This is a genomic window from Pseudomonas brenneri (assembly GCF_007858285.1).
Lineage (GTDB): Bacteria > Pseudomonadota > Gammaproteobacteria > Pseudomonadales > Pseudomonadaceae > Aquipseudomonas > Aquipseudomonas brenneri.
On the sequence record NZ_VFIL01000004.1, the window covers coordinates 151180 to 167381 of the forward strand.

Below are 16202 nucleotides of genomic sequence, written 5' to 3' on the forward strand. Positions count from 1 at the left end.
GTTTGTATTGAGGTTATTCACCGAGGTAAGCACTGCGCACCTCGGGGTGGTCGAGCAATTGGTCGCTGGCACCGCTGAGGCTGATGCGCCCGGTATCCATCACATAGGCGCGGTCAGTCACTTGCAGCGCAAGGCGCGCATTCTGCTCCACCAGCAGCAGGGTCATGCCCTGGCGGCACACATCATCGATCACCTGGAACAGCTTTTCGACCATGATCGGCGCCAGGCCCATGGACGGTTCATCGAGCACCAGCAGCCGTGGCTTGGACAGCAACGCACGGGCCAGGGCGAGCATCTGCTGCTCGCCACCGGAGAGCAGGCCGGCCGACTGCTGCAAGCGCTCTTCCAGGCGCGGAAAGTGTTCGAACAGCTGGCGGATTTCCAGGTTGACCTGCTGTGGGTCGCGGCGCAGGAACGCGCCGGCCTGGAGGTTTTCCAGCACGCTCATGCGCGCAAAAATGCCACGCCCTTCCGGCACCATGGCGATGCCCAGGGTCAGGCGCTCATGGGGCGCCAGGTTCAGGATCGAGCGCCCGGCAAAACGGATCTGCCCCGCAGCGGCCGGCAGCAGACCGGTAAGGGCCTTGAGGCTGGAGCTTTTGCCCGCGCCATTGGCGCCGATCAACGTGACCCGCTCGCCTTCATCAATATGCAGATCCAGGGACTTGACCGCCTCGATGGCGCCGTAGCGCACCTTCAGGCCGGCAATCTGCAACAACGCTTCAGACATGGGCGCCGGCTCCCAGGTAGGCCTGGATCACTTGCGGGTGGCGACGCACTTCGGCAGGCGCCCCCACGGCGATCACGCGTCCGTAGTCCAGCACGCTGATGCGGTCACACACGCCCATCACCAGCTTCACGTCGTGTTCAATCAGCAACAGGGTATGACCGTCATCGCGGATTTTTTCCAGCAGGCTGCGCAGTTGCACTTTCTCACTGGCATTCATCCCCGCAGCCGGCTCGTCGAGGGCCAGCAGGCGCGGCTCGGTGGCCAGGGCGCGGGCAATTTCCAGGCGTCGCTGGTGGCCGTAGGACAGGCTGTCGGCGCGGTAGTTGGCAAACCCGGCCAGGCCGACATAGGCCAGCAGGCGGTGGGCATGGGCGCGGGTCTGTGCTTCTTCCTCGCGCCCGCGCGAATGCCCGCTCAAGGCTGCCCAGACGCCGTTATGGGTGCGCACGTGGCGCCCGACCATGACGTTTTCCAGGGCGCTCATGGCGTTGAACAGGCGGATATTCTGGAACGTGCGGGCGATGCCGGCGCGGGCCACCTGGTGCACCGCCGTGGGCTGGTACTCCTGGCCGTCGAGTTGAAAGCGCCCGGAGTCCGGGGTGTACAGCCCCGTCATCACATTAAAGAAGGTGGTCTTGCCGGCGCCATTGGGCCCGATCAGGCCGTAGATTTCCCCGGCCTCGATGCTCAAGCTCACGTCATCGAGCGCGGCCACGCCGCCAAACTGTTTATTGACCTTCTCGATCTGCAATAACGGATGGTTCAAGGTGCACCTCCTGTGCGGCTCGGCCAAAGGCCGGCGGGTCGATACAGCATCGCCAGAATCAGCGCCAGGCCGTAGAACAGCTGGCGGATAATTTCCGGGTCCACCAGCACCTGGCCAAACAGCGCCTGCTGCAAGGGGCCCATGCTGGCGCGCAACGCTTCGGGTAGGGCGGCGAGCAACACACAGCCCAGAATCACCCCGGGGATATGCCCCATACCACCGAGCACCACCATGGCCAGCACGGCGATGGACTCGTTGAGGGTGAAGGATTCCGGTGAAACAAAGCCCTGGAACGAGGCAAACAGCGCCCCGCTGATACCGCCGAACGCTGCGCCAATGGCAAACGCCAACAGCTTCAGGCGCAAGGTATTGAGGCCCATGGCCTGGGCCGCCTCTTCGTCCTCGCGGATCGCCATCCATGCGCGGCCGATACGCGAGCGCTCAAGGCGGATGCAGGCAAACAGGATCAGCACTACCAGTGCGGCGAACAGGTAGTAATAGAGGTAGACCGAGGGCAGGCGCAGGCCGAACAGCTCCTGGGTGCGCCCCAGGTTGACGCCCAGCAGTGTCACCGGGTCGACCTGGGCGATGCCCTTGGGCCCGTTGGTGAGATTCACCGGGCGGTCCAGGTTGCGCAGCAGGATGCGGATGATCTCGCCAAAACCCAGGGTGACGATGGCCAGGTAGTCGCCGCGCAGGCGCAGGGTCGGCGCCCCAAGGATCACCCCGAACCCGGCCGCCAGCAGCGCTGCCAGCGGCAGGATCAGCCAAATCGAGGTGTGCATGCCCTCCGGCAGCAACGCCAGCAAGGCCGGGAACTGTTGCAACAGATGGGGCGACGAGAGCAAGGCCGCCAGGTAGGCACCCACCGCATAGAAGGCGATAAAGCCCATGTCCAGCAGGCCGGCATAACCCACCACGATGTTCAGGCCCAGGGCCAACATGATGTACAGCAGGGCAAAGTCCAGGGTGCGCACCCAGGTATTGCCGCCGGCATGCCCGACAATCCACGGGGCCAATACCAGGGCCAGGGCGAACAGCAACAGACCCAGGCTGGCGCGTTTGCTCGAAGGGCTCACAGCGGTTGCCAGGCTCATGCGCGAGTCGCCAGTCGTTCGCCCAACACCCCCTGGGGCCGGAACACCAGCACCGCGATCAACACGATAAAGGCGAACACGTCCTGATAGTTGCTGCCGAACACGCCGTTGGTGGCGGCACCGAGGTAGCCGGTGCCCAGGGCTTCGATCAGCCCCAGCAGCAGGCCGCCGAGCATGGCGCCCTTGAGGTTGCCGATGCCGCCCAGCACCGCCGCGGTAAACGCCTTGATGCCGGGCAGGAAGCCCATATAGAAATGCGCGCTGCCATAGTTGCTGGCCATCATGATGCCCGCCAGCGCGGCCAGGGCGCCGCCGATGGCGAAGGTCATGACGATGATGCGGTTGGGATTGATCCCCATCAGGCTCGCCACTTGCGGGTTCTCGGCCACGGCGCGCATGGCCCGGCCAAAACGCGTGCGCTCCACCAGCAGCAACAGCCCGACCATCAGGCTCAACGCCACGCCAATGGTGGTCAGCGCAGTGGCATTGGTCACGGCGGCATGGGTGGCATCGCCAGCCAGCACTTCGATGGGGGCAAGGGGCAGCAGCTGCGGGAACATCTGCGGGTTACGGGTCCAGACCAGCATGGCCACGGTCTGCAACAACAGCGACACGCCGATACCACTGATCAACGGCGCCAGGCGCGGCGCGTTACGCAAGCGCCGATAAGCCACGCGCTCAATCACCACCGCCAGCACCGCACAGAAGGCCATGGCGATCATCGCCGCGGCCAGCAGCAACAGCACCGGCGGCATATCCGGGAAGGCCGCCTGCAGCACACGGATCACCGACAGGCCCACCAGCGCACCGATCATCAACACATCGCCGTGGGCAAAGTTGATGATCCGCAAAATGCCGTAGACCATGGTGTAACCCAAGGCCACTAGCGCGTAGAGACTGCCCGACAGCAAGCCGTTAAGCAGTTGCTGGATAAACGCATCCATGAGAACCATCAACTCCATACACAAAAACATCGGTGCCAGGGCGCACCGACTAAAAGCCCGAGCGCGGAACACTAGTTATTTATTCTGTTTTTATCAAATATCTGAAAGGAATATGTTTATACCAAATAAAAAACGCCCTATTTACGGCGTTTTCTCCATACAAAAGCCGCTTTATTTATCTTTTTACTTAGTATTTAATTCAACACATGAATAATTTAGAACAATTAGCCAACGATCCACCGTTGCGTGCCGTGCGCACCTTCGAGGCCTTTGCCCGCCATGGCGGGGTGAATGCCGCCGCCCGCGAACTGGGGGTGTCGCCCTCGGCTGTCAGCCATCAGCTGCACTTGCTGGAAAGCTTCCTGCAACAGCCGCTGACCCTGCGCCAGGGCCGCAACCTGGGGCTGACCGAAGAAGGCCGCGAGTACTACCGGGCGATTCGCTCGGCCTTCGCGGTATTGCGCAGCGCCACCGAACATGTGCGGGAAAAAAGCGCGACGCGCCAGGTCACCATCAGCCTGATTCCGATGTTCGCGACCAACCTGTTTATCCCGCGCCTGCCACAATTTCTCAGTGCCAACCCGGCGCTGGACATCAACATCACCTACGCCAACCACCGCAGCTACCCCAGCGATGCCGCCGACCTGTCGATCCGCTTCGGCACCGGGCACTGGCCGGGCTATCACAGCGAGCCACTGATCAGCGGCGCAGTCACGCCGTTTTGCAGCCGCCAATTCCTCCAGCGCCACGGTCCTATCGCCACACCGCAGGCGCTCAGCGAACTGCCACTGCTGCACGACGAAGAACGCGGCACCTGGGGGCAATGGTTCGATGTCGCCGAGGCCAGTCACAGCAACACGCACAATGGTCTGTTGTTGGAGGACGGCCAGTTGACCCTGATCGCCACCCTCACCGGCCTTGGCTGCTCGCTGCTGCGTGCGCCGTTGGTGGCGCCCTTGGTGGCCAGCGGTGAGCTGGTGCAATTGTTTGATGTGCCGGTCGATGACGGTCGCCAGTATTACCTGTGTCGCCGGGCCAACAGTGAGCTGTCGAGCGAGGGTAATAACCTGTACGACTGGATCAAGGGCCACCTGGGCCACAGCCCCTGACAGTGAGCGGACAAGTCTTGGCGACTGCCCACGCTGTCGGCTGGTATGATGCCGCGCTTTGAAAAACCAGCCGTAGACCTGCGAGGAAATGCACCGTGAGTAACGACGCAAAAATGACCGGCGACCTGTTCGAAGTGGACAAGCGCCTGTCGCTCAAGCCCGTGGTGGACTTCAATAGCTACCTGCTGGCCGCCTTTGGTGACGGTCCTTGCACCTGCGTGCGCTGCGTTGCCAGCGCAGGTGACGAGAAAGGCTACGAGTATCAGCACACCTTCAACTTCCAGGGCCACACCGCCCACCGCCGCTTTGCGTTGACCGCTGGCAGCGATGTGTTGCAGATGCTGAAAAAAGCCTGGCTGTCATACACCAAGGCCGAGCTGCCTGGCAGTGGTGACTTGGCGCTGGAAACGGTGAAGGAATTTGTCGAGCCACAGTTGCACAAGCGCTTGCTGCCGTTGTTGCTGGCCAGCGGGTTGGTCAAGGATGTCGAGGGTGGGTTGCAGCTTCAGGCTGTGGCGGCCTGATAGGCAACCGGATCATTACAGCAAATGCATAACCCTGTAGGAGCGAGCTTGCTCGCGAAGAACTTGAAAGCACCGCGTTTACCTAGCAAACACGCGTTATCGTTGACGTCCTTCGCGAGCAAGCTCGCTCCTACAGAAAGCAGAATCCGCTTAACTGACTGGCATTAGGGCTTGCCCGCTCCCACAGGGATGGCTCTGCTCAGCCAAACCACTCCCGCCGTTCCTCGAACGTGTTGACCACCATCGCCACAATCATCTGCACCTCCTGCGGATGCGCCGCCCCGGCATTGACCGCCATCCATACCTGGCGCTGCATGTCCTGGGCAAACAACCCTGGCAGCGCCATCAAGCCCCGGTCAAAGCAACTCATGTAGCGCGGCAATAACCCGATGCAGGCGCTGCAGCGGATCATCTCCAGCATCAGCGGATATGCCTGCACCTGCACCACCCCCGCCAATCGCTGTTCCACCACGTGGTTCCACGGCGCCAAGGCCTCGACCAACCCATCGGGCTGCCATTGCACCAACATGTAGTCCGCCAAGTCATCCACACTGTCCGGCCGCGCGGCCAGGCGTGAGTAGCGCTTGGCGATATGTGGCACGTAATCCAGGCAAGCCAGCGCCTGCGGTGGGTGGGTCGCAAAACCCGGGCCGGGCTGCGGCGAGTCGACACCCGCCAGCCACAGCACCACGTCGGCCTCCACCGCCTGCAATGCCTGCGGGCTGTCGATGGAGACAATCTCCAGGCGCACACTGGCGTTGCGACGCAGCAGGGAGATCAGGTCGCGCCCGAGGATGTCGTGCAGGATGGTTTCGGCCACCGCCAGGCGAATCAAGGGTTGCTCCTGCACAGGCAAGCGCCGTTCGTTGGCCAGGGTCACCAAGCGCGCCTGCAATTGCAGGCCATCACGGCTCAGGGCCAGGACGTTGCCCTGGTAGCTGAACAGTGAACGGCGCATCTGCTCTTCCAATAGCGCCAGGCGTTTGCGCAGCAGTGTGGCCTTGATGTTCAGGCTGCGCGCCGCCTGCATGAAACAACCGCAACGGGCGCTGATCAGGAAGTAGCGCGCCACCTCCGGGTCGATGCCGGCGGCCAGGGCCAGCCAGGCTTCCCGGGGTTCGCCGGGCGCGCGGTAGGGCATCATGCCCTGGGGTGCAGCGGGCTCTAGATAGTCCATGGGGAACTCCCTGTCTTGATTGGGTCTGTGCATCCATGCGTGCTGCCGTTTTTATTCCAATACCTTGTTCAATTGCGCACCGTCGATGCTCAAGGTGGCGGTGTTGAGCATGCCTTCCAGGTAAGCCTTGGCGATCTGCTCCTGGCGCTGGGCCCGCAGGGCCTCGGTCAGGCGTGGACGCAGTTCATCGAGGCTGGCAGTACGCGCCGGTTGTTGCTCGGTCAACTTAAGCACATGGAACCCCGCTGCGCTTTGCACAGCCTGCGATACAGCGCCCGGCTTGAGTTGCGCCACCACGCTACGCACCTCCGGCACCAGTTGCTGCAAGGGTTGCAGCCCCGAATCAGCGCCACGCCCGGCACTGCCCGGTTCTTGGGAATACTGGCTGGCCAACCCGGCAAACTCCGCCGGTGCGGCCTGGGCCCGACGGCTCAGTTCCTGGGCCTGACGCCGTACGGCCTCGGTACTTTGCGGGTCATCCACCGCGAGGAAAATCTGGCTGACCCGGTACAACGGCGGCGTCATCCACTGCGCTTTGCCGCTGTCGTAGGCCAACTGCAATTCAGCAGCGCTGGGGTAGTCGGCCGGTACCTGACTGACCGACAACAGGTAGTCGCGAAACACGATCTGCTCGGTGGCAGCGCGAGTCTGTTGTTCCACTTGCGGACGCTGGCGCCAGCCCTGGGCGTCGGCCTGTTCGAGCACCGCTTTTTGCGCCAGGCGCGAGCGGATCCAGGTTTCCAGAGCCCCTCGATTGGCGCGCAATTGCTCGCGCGATTCGGCCGGCAAGGTGGCCAACAACGCTTGCAGTTCCGGCACCGCCACCTGCTGATTGCCCAGGCGCGCCACCGCCGGGCCGTCCGCAACGCTCACCGGGGCTGGCGGCTGGGCCGCGACCGGGTCGCTGCCCGAGCGCAGGCCCAACCCGACCGCCACCACCAACAGGGCCAGCGCACCCACCACCAGGGTTGGTTTTTTCACAGCACCGGCGCCTCTTCACGGGTTTCAACGCCTGGAGCGTCCTGGGACTGGAGCTGCGCGGCAGTCTGGCTGTACTCACGCAGGTAGACGATAAATTCCTGCAACAGCCGGTCCCACAATTCCAATTGGCTGCGCAGATACAGGGCACCGACGCCCGCCACCACCACGTCCATTTCCATCAGCAGGAATTCACCCTGCACCGACAACCGGGCAAAGCGTCGCGAGGTGTTCCACACCTGGGTCAAGCCTTCGGGCAGCTCACCCTGGACCCGCAGCGCGCAGCTGTAGGTGAAGTCCACGTAGGCGCCCTGCTCTGGCGCCGGATTACCGAAACGCACGGCAAAACCGATGCCCTGGCTGGCGCTGAGCAACTGCACGATGCCGTTCTGTTCGCTCTGGTTGACTCGGTAGCCGGCCTCTTGCAGCAACTCGGTGAGGCTCTGGGTGGTCACGCTGCTCATCAATTCGCTCATGTTCATCTCTTCCTTGGTTGATCAGTGATTGAGCGCCGCCTGGGGCGCATCAAAGCGGCTGTTGTACAGGCCGTCGCCAAACCCCTGGGCCAGTTCCTCGAACTTGACCCGCGCGCCGCTGGCGAACGGTTGGCGGATGCTCATGACCTCGGCCACGTCGATTTTTTCGTAGGCCGCGAGCAACTCCTGGGCCACGCCGTACATCTGTTGATTCTTGGCTGAACATTGCTGCACTTGTGTGTCACGTTCGCTCAATTGCGCCTGCAGGCGTGCGCGCTCGGTTTCTTTGCCACGGGCCAGCACCAGCAGTTCCTCGTAGGCTTTCTTGAACTTGCCGGTCTGCTCGGCACTCGCCGCCACTTGCGCCTGGGCCTGGCTGTGCAGGCTCTGCTGCTGGCCGGCCAACTGCTCGGCGACGCCGCGCGCCTTGTCCAAATCGGCGCTCAATTGCTTGATCTGCACCTGGGCCTGCCTGGCCTGGTTTTCGGCGGCAATCCGTGCGGCAGCGGCCTGGGCCTGCTCGCTTTGCAGCGCTTGTAATTGCGCGGTGGTGCTGCGCAACTGAGTGCGCAGGCGCTCCTCCATGCCTTCAGCCGAGGCGCCAGTGGCGACCAGGGCCAGGACCAGCCCGCAAATTCGCATGTTCATGGGTTTCTCCCGACGCGTCAGAAGCGCGTATTCAGTTCCAGTTGCATCACGTCGACTTCAAACGGCGCGCCATACACTTCTGATGCGCTCAACCAACGGGCGCTGGCGTAGATGTTCTTGTCGATACCGTAGTTGCCGCCAATGAAATAGCCCTTGGCGTTGGTGCCACCGAGGTGGAACGACGAGTCGTTGAAACCGTCCGGCAAGGCATCTGGCTGGATGTACTTGTAGCCGGCCAACAGGTTCCAGTCGCCGGCCTTTTTCATCTCCAGCGCGCTGCCGAGGGTGAACTGCACCATCAGCGCATTGCCGCCACTTTCAAACTGGCCCTTGCTGTTGATGTTGTTGACGATCTCGCCTTCGCTGCGCTTGAGCATTTCGCCCTTGTCGTAGGCCAGGTTGTGAATGAAGTTGGCCTGGCTGCGCAGCTTGAAGTCTTGCGGCAGCTCGCTGTCCCACACCAGGTTCAGGTCCAGGACATCGAACTTGGAGGCCAGACCCACGTACTGTGGCTGCGGGGTCAGGCCCGGAGTCGCCGGGTTGGCGTTGATATTGCGCAGCAGGAACACGCTGTTGCCCTTTTGCATAAAGGCCACGCGCGAACCGTCGGTGTCGCAACCCGGCGCACCGGCCCACGGCGAGCAAGGGCTGGAGCGCTGACCTTCGATGTCGTCGAAGCGGTAATAGGCCAACGCGCCCTTGAGGCTGTTGCTGCGGTTGATCTTCCAGTTGGCGCCGATCTGCCCGCCGAACAGCCATTTGGTGTCGCTGTCTTCCTTGTCGAAACCGTTGCTGCTGGCCGTGTCGGAGGTGTACTCCACCGGGAACGCGCCGATCGTGCCGAACAGGCCCCACTCGTTGTTGAGGCTGTGGTTGAAGATCGCCGCCACACCGTCGAAGTTGAGGTCGTTGGAGTACATCATGTCGGTGGAATAGAACGGGTTGGCGATCCGCCCGCCGGTCAGGGTCAGGTCCTGGGTGGCCTTCCAGGTCAGGTAGCCCTGGTCGAGCCAGATGTCTTTCTTGCCAAAGCCGCCGCCCAGGGTCTGGGTGGTGGACACCGGGTTGTTGTCGGAGCCAGTGCCGATGCGGATACCGGCAGTCCACTCGGGCGAAATGATTGCCTTCATGCCCAGGCGCGCGCGCAGGCGGAACAGGTTCTCGCGGTCCTCGCGGGTGTTGAGCAACGGCGGCAGGCGGGTGTTGGTGTCTTTATTGACGTCGTAGGGGCCGTTCTCGTTGAGCTTGGCGTAGTCGACGATTTCGTTGCTGTTATTGCCCGAGAAAAACCGCGATTCGTCGCGCAGGCGAATGTCACCGTCAAAGCTGATGCGCGATACCCAATCCGGGAAGGTGTTGGGCTGCGCCCAATTCTCTTGCTTGGCGGTGGCCATGACTTCGGCCTTGACCTGGTCGCGGATCTGATCACGCACCGCCGCCGGCACATACTGCACCCGCACATCCCCGGGTGCCGCCGCAGGCCCGGCGGCCACTGCCGTCTGGCGCGCCTGCACTGCCTCTTTCTCGGCCTGGGCGATCAGCCCATCGGCCTGTTCTTGCTTGAGCACGCCTTGCTGCACCAGCAGGCGGATCAGGTTGATCGTGGCGTTTTCCGAGGGCGCGACCGGGGCGGCCGTTGCCTGGCCAACCAGGGTCGCGATGACCATGCCGACCGCCAGGGTCAATCGATTCACGTGGGAAATCATCTGCACACAACTCCTGTAGAAAACTGCAAAAAAGGTTCACTCACTCCGGGCGTCGGCCCTTGAGGGACAGGCGCACCGGCAAGGTCAGGGAGGCCGGTGTGCGTTCTTTCAAACGAGGCGTGGCCCGCAGCGCCGCCAGCACCTGGGCATCGGTGTCGGCATCGCCGCTGGACTGGGCCAGCTCCACCCGCGTCACCTCGCCATCGCCGCTCAACCACAAGTCGGCCTGCACCGCATAGGCCTTCTTGCGCAACTGCGGGTCTTCACGTAGCAGGCGCTGGAACACCCCGACCAGGTACTGCTTGAACGTTCCCGTGCCCAGGCCGCCCGCGCCTGACCCAGCCATGCCGCCACCCTTGCCGGCGCCAACGTTGAAACCGTCGTTACCGGCCTGGGCATCGCCGTCGATCTGCATCGGGTTGGCCAAGTCGTCGGCGGGACTGGGCGGTGCCTGCTCTTCGGGCTTGACCTCTTGCGGCGCAGGGGTTGGCTCGGGTTCGGGGATTTTTTCCTCGACCTGGGGCTCGGGCTCCTTGGGCGGTTCCGGCGGCGGTGGCGGTGGCGGTGGTGGCGGCAGCGGGATAATCATCGGTACCTTGGGCGCTTCGCGGCGCACGCCACTCATGTCATTGGCCCACTGCCACAAAAACCACGCGGCCACGGCGCCCACCAGCAGGCCCGCGCCCCACTTCAGCGGGCGCAGCGGCGACTTTTTCACGGGCGTGGGCGGGATTGGCACTTGTGCGGTCATGACGGTTTTCCGGTGACCAGGCCAACCTGGGACAGCTCCAGGCGGCGCAACAGATCGAGCACCTCAATGACCTTCTGGTACTGCACCGTGGCGTCGCCGCGCACAATCACCGGGAACTCGGGGTTCAGGGCCTTCTCGATGCGCAGGCGCTCTTCCAGTTCACCCAGGGTCACCGGGTAAGCGTCGAGGAACACCTGGCCGCCGTCGTTGACCGAGATCGCCTTGGTCTTGGCCTCGGACAACGACACCGAGGCGCTGGCCTTGGGCAAGTGGATCTGGATCCCCGAGACCTGGGCCGTGGCCGTGAGGATAAACATCACCAGCACCACCATCAGCACGTCCACCAGGGGCGTGATGTTGATGCTGTCGACGGCGGCGTCTTCTTCATCATCGTGGGAGGCATTCACAGAAGCCATGCGGGTTCTCCTCAGGCCGGTACGTGGGCGGGCTGGACGCGCCGATGCGCGGCCTCGCTGGACTGGCTCTCGCCGTGCATCTCCGCCAGGCGAGTGATGAACTCATCGACGAACACGCGCATGTCGGCGCTGACTTCCTTGTTGCGCGTGATCAGGCGGTTGTAGCCAAACAGCGCGGGGATCGCGACGAACAGGCCCATGGCCGTGGCCAGCAAGGCGGCGGCCATGCCCGGGGCGATCGCATTGATGTTGACGTCACCGGCCATGGCCGTGCCGAGGAACACCACCATGATCCCCAGGACCGTGCCGAGCAGGCCGATGTATGGGCCGCCGGCGATAGCGTTGGACAAGGTCGAGAGCTTGGCGCTGAGTTGCTGGTTTTCCCGGGTGCGCACGCCGTCCATGGAGCAACGGATGGCTTCGATGGTGGCCGCCGACACCGAACTGGTGTCGGCGCCCTGGGCGCGGCGGGTGCGGATTTCCTGGACTGCAACGCGGTACAGGCGCCAGAGCGACGAGTGGGTCAGGCGCTCGGCCAGGAGCTGGTCGTCGTAATACATTTCCAGGCGGGTGCCGATCTGCGCGAACTGCTCGCGGAATACCTCGTTGGCACTGCTGACGCGACTGACCATGCGGTTCTTGCGGATCATGATGACCCACGACTGGAACATCATCGCCACCAGCACCAGGATGATCACCCAGGCATCGATCGGCACAGCCTTGAGCAAAAAGCCCAGGCTGCCGAAACCGAAGCCTGACTGTTCTTCGTCCACGCCATAGGCCAGCAGTTTCGACTCGGAACCCTGGGCACTGGCATCGGCCAGCAACACCCCCGCCGCACGCGCCACCTTGGACAGGCGCAGTTCATCCATCGCCCCGGTAAATGGCAGCAAGCCGCTGGTGGATTGCGGCAGGTCGGCACCGATGGCCAGTTGTGAGTTGAACGCCGGCATCGCCTGCGCCAGGCTCGCGGTTTCACGGCCGTTGACGTACAGCGTCACGCTATTGCCGGCGGCGGTAAACGCCAGGTGTTGCCATTGGCCGGGGTTCAGCGGCTGGGTCGACACCGCGCGCTGGCCGTCGATCTCGATAAACGGCGTGCCCTGGTTCAAGCCCAGCAGCAGGTTGGCGGTGCCTTCGCGCCGGGCCAGCACCACTTGCTCACCGCCGGCCTGATCCAGGCGCAGCCAGGCGCTGAAGGTAAAGGCACCGTTGGCGGTGTGCTGCAACGATGGGCTGGCCGGCAACAGCAAGGGCTGGCCGCTGAACTGCAAGGCCCGCCCGATCACGCCGTCGATGCTCGCGCCGGTGGCGTTCAGCGCGGTGTTGCCATAAGCCGTGGTGTCACGGGCCGGGGTGCCGTTGGCGCCATCGAAATGGTAAAGCGCGGTGTAGCTCGGATCGAACGTCAATTGGCCGTTGCCGGTCGCCGGGGCCTTCTCGTTGCCGTAGTACATCCACAGGTCCTGGCGCTGGCCGCCTTCGACCTTGGGCATGTCGACCCAGATCAGTGCCATGCCCATCAGTGGGTCAAAGCTTTCGATCTGGTGGTTGAACACGGTCTTGTCATCGACGCTGACAAAGCGCAGGTCGGCGCCGTCTTCCTTGACCCCGTCGAAGGTGAAGTTGCCGGTGTGCAGGCGCACCAGCAACGCGGTGCGGCCCAGCGCCTGATTGATCGCGGCACCTTGGGGGGTGGTGTCCACCGAAATCTGCTTGCGGTAATGCCAGTCGTCCTGCCACCAGGCATGGGCGGTGGCCGGGAGCGCGAAGCCCAGGCAGATCAACAGGCTCAGAAATAGGCGTTGCATGTGAAGGGTTCTCCGGAAAAAAGGGTCAGAAAGTCGTCTGCACACTGAAGTGCAGTCGCGAGTCCTGTTTCTGGGTGTTTGGTCCATCGAGCAGCGGGTAGCCCCAATCCAGGCTGCCGGACAACCACTTGCTCAAACTGGCGCGGGTACCGAGGCCGACGCTGGCCAGGCTGTATTCGTCTTCCTGCTCGGGCAACGGGTCGTGCAGGCGCAGGCGCGCACCTTCGGCAAAGGCGTAGAAACGCCATTCCTGCACATAGCTGCCGAGGAACTTGGCCAGGGACGGCGTGCGCAGTTCCTGGGAGAGTAAGTAGCCCTCATCCCCGGTGCGCTCGGCGGCCAGGTAGCCACGGATCGAGGTGGCACCGCCGGCGGAGTACTGCTCGTTGGACACCAGCGGCCCGGAGGCCAGTTGGAAGGCGGTCTTGGTCGCCGACTGCCAGTCGCCGGTGAAGGTGTAGGTGTAATTCAGGTCGCCCTTGAGCACGGCAAAACTGGGGCTGGCCTGGTCGCGCTTGTACTGGAACTCTTCGGCGTCGCTGCCGTAGCCAAAAAACGCACGGGTGCCGACCACCAGGTTCAGGCCCAGGCCCAGTTGCGCCTGCTCGGTATAGCGGTAGCCGTTGTAGCCGAAGGTCAATGGCGCGTACTTCAGCGGGATCTGGTCGCGACTGCCGCCAAACTGCATCTGCTCGTCGAAGTCCTTGAAGTCCACTCCCACCGACAACGAATTGGCCCAACTGCCCGTGGCCGGCAGGTTGTAGATCGCCGAGACGCCGTAGGAGTGGCCCTTGCCCAACACGTTGCTGCCGCCAATCGTGGCGATATTGCTGTCGGACTGGTAACCGGAGAACTGCAAGGTCCAACGCTCGTTGAGCGGTGCGCTGTAGGAACCCGACCAGACCTTGGCGTTTTCACTGTCCTGGGGCGCCGTGAAAAAGGTCAGGGACACGCTGTGCCCCAGTTGCCAGAGGTTGTCGTAACCCAGGGTCGCGACGCTGCGCAGTTTCTCGGTGTCGGCGCTGTAGTCGTTGTTCAAGCCGAGGCTGGCGTGCCAGGGATTCTGGTCTTCGACCTGCAGATCCACATCCATGGTGCCGGGGCGCTGGCCCTCACGCACCAACGGCGTGACCTGGCGCCCTGCCCCGCGATTCAAGCCCGCCAGCTGAGTCTGTACAGTGGCGAAATCCGGCACTGCACCCTCCTTCAGTGCTGGCACCTCTTCGCGGATTTCCACCGGCGAATAGTGCTTGGCCCCCACCACTCGCACACGGCCGACCTTGGTCTCGCTGACTTGCAGGTAGACGATGCCGTCATCGACCTTCTGCTCGGGCAATTCGACAAACACCGACTGATAACCACGTGCCTGGTAGATCTTCTGCAGGGCATCGCGGGCACCCTCGATGTCGACCAGGGTCTTTTGCGGGCCGAGGAACGGGTACACCGCCTCCTCGATGGCCCGGGCGTCGAGCACGGTATTGCCGCGCACGAAGTACTCATTGACGTCCACCCGGCGCACCGCGGCCTCTTCCTCAGCCCACACCGGCGGCGCCAGCGCCCCCAGCGTCAGGCAACACAGTGCCAACGTTGATTTGAACAGATGCGTCACACCGCCCCCTGGATTACTGAAGTTATTGGCCTTCACTGTTGTTGGCACAGCGTTTGGCCTGCTCAATTGCTGGATGTCGAGGTATTGGCATGCCGTGCCAGCCAGGTGTGCAGCAGCGCGAAGTTCAAGGAGAACTCCGGCATGTGCAGCAAGGCGCCACAGAACACTTCACCGATGATTTTCTGGATCAACTGCACTGCCCGTGGGTTGCCCAGGAGCGTGGCGATATCGCGTTGCAGGATGTGGATGCCCCAGACCCGTTGGGTCAGGTCCAGGCCGACGAACCAGCGAAACAGCAGGTTGTAGTTGAGCTGCTCATGCAGTTGCTGTTCGCTGGGTACCGAATAGAGCAGTTGCAGCAACAGGATCTGCAACACCGTACGCGGGGCGATGAGCATGCCGGGCTCGGCATTCAGGGCCTGGAGCAAGTCGCGGTGCTGGTCGAGCACCTCGTCGATCTGCGGGCGCAGCAACACCAGGGAGTGACCGGCGGGTATGTAGCTGGACACTTCTTTCAAGGCGCCCTGCCAGTCCTCCTGGGACACGATCCAGACCCAGGGCGCGCCATAGCGATAGACCGAAACCGGCTTCTTGCGCGCGGCTTCGACGATCTTTGACAGGCGCTGGTCGAGCTCCTGCATGCCTACTTTCGAGTAGCGTTCCATAGTTCCCATCCGCCCCACTCCTGGCCTGTTTCGCGTGCTTGAGCGCGTTACATAGGCAAGACGGGGGGACGGGGGAGCTACCGAACTTTTGTCACAAAAGCTTCACTCTTTGACGCCCCCTGTGTAGGAGCCGGCTTGCCGGCGAAGGTCGTCAACGATAATGCGGGGGGCCTGACGGAACGTGGTGATCTTGCGTTTTTCGCGAGCAAGCTCGCTCCTATAGATGCTGCACGCCCTGCAACGGCAATTCATAAGACTTCTTCACCGTGCGCACCACCAACGTCGATGAATACGTGCGAATCGGAATGTCCTGGTAAGTATCGAGAAACCGATAGATGTATTCGGTGTACTCCGTGGCATCGCGAAACTTGGCCACCATCACAAAATCAAACTCCCCGGTCATCAGGTAACAGTCCTGGATCTCCGGGTGACTGGCCAGGATGTGCTGCATCTTGCGATCAATGTCGTTGCTGTCCTTGTCGAGCTTGATCAAAAAGAACGCGGTGACCTGGATCCCCAGCTTTTTTTCATCCAACACCGCGACTTTCGCCTTGATGATTCCTGCACTCTCCAACCGCCGGATGCGCCGGTAACAACTGGTCGAGGACAGCCCCACGCTGTCGCTGAGCAGGTCCAGGCTCTGGGTGCAATCCTTCTGCAATTTGCCGAGAATTTTCAAATCCATGGCGTCTGTCATTATTTCCACTTCTTCCTTGAGAAAACTGCAATGAATCCGCCGTAACCGCCGACCAATTTGCACAAATCACTGCACAGTGGCCCGTTACTATCAAATCC

At 62.7% G+C, this 16202-nt stretch carries 17 protein-coding genes; 2 read left to right on the forward strand and 15 right to left on the reverse strand.

What is annotated here, in order from left to right; all coding sequences use genetic code 11:
• Nucleotides 1-13: 13 nt before the first annotated feature.
• The 4 genes from FJD34_RS10100 to FJD34_RS10115 are packed head-to-tail and all read right to left on the reverse strand — an operon-like array spanning nt 14 to nt 3537.
• Entirely contained in the window at nt 14-730 is a 717-nt protein-coding gene (locus FJD34_RS10100) for an ABC transporter ATP-binding protein (protein WP_029292968.1), read from the reverse strand.
• A complete protein-coding gene (locus FJD34_RS10105) occupies nt 723-1496 on the reverse strand; it encodes an ABC transporter ATP-binding protein (protein ID WP_032861001.1) in 774 nt (257 codons plus the stop codon). The genes FJD34_RS10100 and FJD34_RS10105 overlap by 8 nt, the downstream gene beginning before the upstream one ends.
• Nucleotides 1493-2593, reverse strand: a complete 1101-nt coding sequence (locus FJD34_RS10110; RefSeq protein ID WP_032861002.1) for an ABC transporter permease subunit — start codon at nt 2591-2593, stop codon at nt 1493-1495. Before FJD34_RS10110 ends, FJD34_RS10105 begins: the two co-directional genes overlap by 4 nt.
• Nucleotides 2590-3537: a branched-chain amino acid ABC transporter permease gene (locus FJD34_RS10115; RefSeq protein WP_090290862.1), complete on the reverse strand. Its 948-nt coding sequence runs from the start codon at nt 3535-3537 to the stop codon at nt 2590-2592. Before FJD34_RS10115 ends, FJD34_RS10110 begins: the two co-directional genes overlap by 4 nt.
• Before the next feature lie 206 nt (nt 3538-3743).
• On the opposite strand from FJD34_RS10115, the gene FJD34_RS10120 reads away from it, so the two are divergent.
• Nucleotides 3744-4646: a LysR substrate-binding domain-containing protein gene (locus FJD34_RS10120; RefSeq protein WP_065942324.1), complete on the forward strand. Its 903-nt coding sequence runs from the start codon at nt 3744-3746 to the stop codon at nt 4644-4646.
• Between the two features lie 95 nt (nt 4647-4741).
• The gene (locus FJD34_RS10125; protein ID WP_090290861.1) at nt 4742-5170 is read left to right on the forward strand and encodes a hypothetical protein; all 429 of its coding nucleotides are present in this window, start codon (nt 4742-4744) and stop codon (nt 5168-5170) included.
• 199 nt (nt 5171-5369) lie between these two features.
• Here FJD34_RS10125 and FJD34_RS10130 read toward each other — a convergent pair whose 3' ends face one another.
• From FJD34_RS10130 to FJD34_RS10185, 11 genes are all read right to left on the reverse strand, one after another.
• Nucleotides 5370-6347: a LysR family transcriptional regulator gene (locus FJD34_RS10130; protein ID WP_090290860.1), complete on the reverse strand. Its 978-nt coding sequence runs from the start codon at nt 6345-6347 to the stop codon at nt 5370-5372.
• A gap of 51 nt (nt 6348-6398) precedes the next feature.
• On the reverse strand, nt 6399-7328 hold the full coding sequence (locus FJD34_RS10135; RefSeq protein ID WP_090290859.1) for a peptidylprolyl isomerase: 930 nt from the start codon (nt 7326-7328) through the stop codon (nt 6399-6401).
• The gene (locus FJD34_RS10140; protein ID WP_174553281.1) at nt 7325-7801 is read right to left on the reverse strand and encodes a YbjN domain-containing protein; all 477 of its coding nucleotides are present in this window, start codon (nt 7799-7801) and stop codon (nt 7325-7327) included. Before FJD34_RS10140 ends, FJD34_RS10135 begins: the two co-directional genes overlap by 4 nt.
• Nucleotides 7802-7822: 21 nt before the next feature.
• Nucleotides 7823-8449 carry a hypothetical protein gene (locus FJD34_RS10145; RefSeq protein WP_032861013.1) on the reverse strand — a complete coding sequence of 209 codons (627 nt, stop codon included), beginning with the start codon at nt 8447-8449 and terminating at the stop codon, nt 7823-7825.
• A gap of 17 nt (nt 8450-8466) precedes the next feature.
• A complete protein-coding gene (locus tag FJD34_RS10150) occupies nt 8467-10155 on the reverse strand; it encodes a putative porin (protein ID WP_032861015.1) in 1689 nt (562 codons plus the stop codon).
• A gap of 40 nt (nt 10156-10195) precedes the next feature.
• Nucleotides 10196-10906: an energy transducer TonB family protein gene (locus FJD34_RS10155; protein ID WP_090290858.1), complete on the reverse strand. Its 711-nt coding sequence runs from the start codon at nt 10904-10906 to the stop codon at nt 10196-10198.
• Nucleotides 10903-11322: an ExbD/TolR family protein gene (locus FJD34_RS10160; protein ID WP_065942435.1), complete on the reverse strand. Its 420-nt coding sequence runs from the start codon at nt 11320-11322 to the stop codon at nt 10903-10905. Before FJD34_RS10160 ends, FJD34_RS10155 begins: the two co-directional genes overlap by 4 nt.
• A gap of 11 nt (nt 11323-11333) precedes the next feature.
• Nucleotides 11334-13133 carry a DUF2341 domain-containing protein gene (locus FJD34_RS10165; protein ID WP_065942436.1) on the reverse strand — a complete coding sequence of 600 codons (1800 nt, stop codon included), beginning with the start codon at nt 13131-13133 and terminating at the stop codon, nt 11334-11336.
• Between the two features lie 25 nt (nt 13134-13158).
• Nucleotides 13159-14742, reverse strand: a complete 1584-nt coding sequence (locus FJD34_RS10170) for a ShlB/FhaC/HecB family hemolysin secretion/activation protein (RefSeq protein ID WP_090293111.1) — start codon at nt 14740-14742, stop codon at nt 13159-13161.
• 62 nt (nt 14743-14804) lie between these two features.
• Nucleotides 14805-15407, reverse strand: a complete 603-nt coding sequence (locus tag FJD34_RS10175) for a transposase (RefSeq protein WP_032861019.1) — start codon at nt 15405-15407, stop codon at nt 14805-14807.
• Between the two features lie 217 nt (nt 15408-15624).
• On the reverse strand, nt 15625-16092 hold the full coding sequence (locus FJD34_RS10185) for an Lrp/AsnC family transcriptional regulator (RefSeq protein ID WP_090290857.1): 468 nt from the start codon (nt 16090-16092) through the stop codon (nt 15625-15627).
• Nucleotides 16093-16202: the final 110 nt, after the last annotated feature.

Bases quoted from the DNA above. Each gene is read 5' to 3' on its own strand.
- FJD34_RS10100 (WP_029292968.1), bottom strand. From the start codon at position 730: ATGTCTGAAGCGTTGTTGCAGATTGCCGGCCTGAAGGTGCGCTACGGC.
- FJD34_RS10110 (WP_032861002.1), bottom strand. From the start codon at position 2,593: ATGAGCCTGGCAACCGCTGTGAGCCCTTCGAGCAAACGCGCCAGCCTG.
- FJD34_RS10115 (WP_090290862.1), bottom strand. From the start codon at position 3,537: ATGGATGCGTTTATCCAGCAACTGCTTAACGGCTTGCTGTCGGGCAGT.
- FJD34_RS10120 (WP_065942324.1), top strand. From the start codon at position 3,744: ATGAATAATTTAGAACAATTAGCCAACGATCCACCGTTGCGTGCCGTG.
- FJD34_RS10130 (WP_090290860.1), bottom strand. From the start codon at position 6,347: ATGGACTATCTAGAGCCCGCTGCACCCCAGGGCATGATGCCCTACCGC.
- FJD34_RS10140 (WP_174553281.1), bottom strand. From the start codon at position 7,801: ATGAGCGAATTGATGAGCAGCGTGACCACCCAGAGCCTCACCGAGTTG.
- FJD34_RS10145 (WP_032861013.1), bottom strand. From the start codon at position 8,449: ATGAACATGCGAATTTGCGGGCTGGTCCTGGCCCTGGTCGCCACTGGC.
- FJD34_RS10150 (WP_032861015.1), bottom strand. From the start codon at position 10,155: ATGATTTCCCACGTGAATCGATTGACCCTGGCGGTCGGCATGGTCATC.
- FJD34_RS10155 (WP_090290858.1), bottom strand. From the start codon at position 10,906: ATGACCGCACAAGTGCCAATCCCGCCCACGCCCGTGAAAAAGTCGCCG.
- FJD34_RS10160 (WP_065942435.1), bottom strand. From the start codon at position 11,322: ATGGCTTCTGTGAATGCCTCCCACGATGATGAAGAAGACGCCGCCGTC.
- FJD34_RS10165 (WP_065942436.1), bottom strand. From the start codon at position 13,133: ATGCAACGCCTATTTCTGAGCCTGTTGATCTGCCTGGGCTTCGCGCTC.
- FJD34_RS10175 (WP_032861019.1), bottom strand. From the start codon at position 15,407: ATGGAACGCTACTCGAAAGTAGGCATGCAGGAGCTCGACCAGCGCCTG.
- FJD34_RS10185 (WP_090290857.1), bottom strand. From the start codon at position 16,092: ATGGATTTGAAAATTCTCGGCAAATTGCAGAAGGATTGCACCCAGAGC.